At 59.8% G+C, this 2020-nt stretch carries 2 protein-coding genes; both read right to left on the minus strand.

Annotated elements, in window-relative coordinates; translation table 11 throughout:
* Positions 1-103: 103 nt before the first annotated feature.
* The gene (gene folD, locus ACLKMW_RS26355) at positions 104-1003 is read right to left on the minus strand and encodes a bifunctional methylenetetrahydrofolate dehydrogenase/methenyltetrahydrofolate cyclohydrolase FolD (RefSeq protein WP_415727486.1); all 900 of its coding nucleotides are present in this window, start codon (positions 1001-1003) and stop codon (positions 104-106) included.
* 261 nt (positions 1004-1264) lie between these two features.
* The gene (locus ACLKMW_RS26360; protein ID WP_415727487.1) at positions 1265-1600 is read right to left on the minus strand and encodes a BRA0787 family protein; all 336 of its coding nucleotides are present in this window, start codon (positions 1598-1600) and stop codon (positions 1265-1267) included.
* Positions 1601-2020 lie beyond the last annotated feature (420 nt).

The following is a 2020-nucleotide window of genomic DNA, read 5'->3' on the forward strand; positions in this document are numbered from 1 at the left end:
CTCCTGGATCGGCTTCTTCTTCGCCGCGCGCGCGATCTCAATGTCGGACTTAAACTCGGCCATCGTCGTCGATTCCTTCGTAACGGTTGAATTGTTTAAGAGGTCAAAAGCGTGGTGGGGTACGGTTGGCTGCCCTGTGCGCAGACACCACTGTATTAGCCATGAGCAGGGCAATCGTCATCGGGCCGACCCCGCCCGGCACCGGGGTAATCGAGCCCGCGACAGCGGCCGCTTCGTCATAGGCGACGTCGCCGACCAGCCTGGATTTGCCTTCACCCTTTTCGGGAGCGGGGATTCTGTTGATGCCGACGTCGATGACGGTCGCGCCCGGCTTTATCCACTCGCCACGGATCATCTCCGGACGGCCGACAGCCGCAACCAGAATGTCGGCGGTCCGGCAGAGCGCGGGCAGGTCCTTGGTCCTGCTGTGAGCGATGGTCACGGTGGCATTGGCGTTGAGCAGGAGGTTGGCCATCGGCTTGCCGACGATGTTGGAACGCCCCACCACGACCGCGTTGAGACCCGACAGGTCGCGACCATGGGCGCGCTCGATCAGCAGCATCGAGCCGGCCGGTGTGCAGGGCACGAAGGCGCTGTCGAGTTCGCCGGTGCCGAGCCTGCCGACATTGGTGAAATGAAAGCCGTCGACATCCTTTTCAGGAGCGATCGTCTGGATGATCCGACCGGAGTCGATGTGCGAGGGCAGGGGCAGCTGGACCAGTATGCCGTGAATTTCCGGGTCGGCGTTGAGCTGTTCGACCAATGCGACCAACTCCTCCTCCGAAGTGCTTTCGGGAAGGGTGTGCTGGATCGAATTGAACCCGCAGGCCTTGGCGGTCTTTCCCTTCGACGCGACATAAACCTGACTCGCAGGGTCTTCGCCGACGATCACCACGGCGATGCCGGGGGTCAGAGCATCCGACTGCGCCAGCTGCGAGGTTGCGGCCTGGACATTCGCAATCACGGATGCTGCGGCGGCTTTGCCGTCGATTACTGTCGGCATCGGCTGTCATTCCTCCCTGTGGCATCGCGCCGGCCTCCCTCTCCCAAGGGTGTCGCCGGCCGACTGAACTTCAATGGCTCCAAGCTGGACCATAGCAATTGAGCAGGCAAAAAGTCAACTTAAATGCAAATAATTTTCTTACCAAGAAAGTGTGGCGATCTCCGATGCGCCCTTTGAAATTCAGATTTCGGCGGTCGCTGCCACAGCGTTTTCGCCACGTTTCCCGGATAGATGCGGCGGGTTGCCTGTGCGAGTGGCCCGCTATCTTGTCCCGCGCCCAGATGCAGCAAGACGCTCGGCAAAGAGCGGCAGCATCAGCCGGGCTCCCTGCGAATAGGTGTGCGTTGCCGCCGCGACGCTGTCGTCCAAACTGGCAATCGCCTTGAGAGTCGCAGCCGTTCGCAAGGGAAGCAGATCGGTGCAGTCGAGCATTTTCAGGAACACGGAACTGATGGGAACGGAAGGGCCTTCGACCGCGACCGCCGGCTCGTTCCTGTCGGCTTGCCATTCCTCGAATCTCTCAAGGGCGTCGTGAAAGGCATTCTGGAGAGTGATGGGCGCATGGCCCTGGTGAAGGTCAGGCAACACTGTCAGCATCTGAACGCCTCTCGTGACTGGTACGACCGGGGCAAGGCGCGAACTTTTGCGGATCGGGAACAGTCACCGCTGGGCGAGCGATATGCCTTCAGGGAAGCATATTTTCATAACAGTTAAATCCGATCAATTTAAAAACATGCGGACCACCATCGATTTTAGTCGAATAAGTGCGGGGAAACGCTCGCGTCGGAACGCGGCGTTCTGGAGATCGGAAGTCCAGGACACGGACATTCTTCTCCGCAAATGAAAACCCCCGACCTGGGGCCGGGGGTGTTCATTCAGATCAGTTGTTCTCGTGCGATCTATCAGATGACGAAGAACCAGTTGGCTACCAGCACCACCGTCAGGCCGGCTGCGAGCGTAAGGTAGGGAAGGATGCCCGCCTTGCGATTGCTCAGTTCAGACTGCTTGATGCCGAGG

It is taken from the genome of Borborobacter xinjiangensis, from assembly GCF_047739745.1.
Classification (GTDB): Bacteria; Pseudomonadota; Alphaproteobacteria; order Rhizobiales; family Rhizobiaceae; genus Pseudaminobacter.

What these genes read in the sequence shown, in the direction of transcription:
- folD (WP_415727486.1), bottom strand. Translation starts at nt 1,003, where the DNA reads ATGCCGACAGTAATCGACGGCAAAGCCGCCGCAGCATCCGTGATTGCG.
- ACLKMW_RS26360 (WP_415727487.1), bottom strand. Translation starts at nt 1,600, where the DNA reads ATGCTGACAGTGTTGCCTGACCTTCACCAGGGCCATGCGCCCATCACT.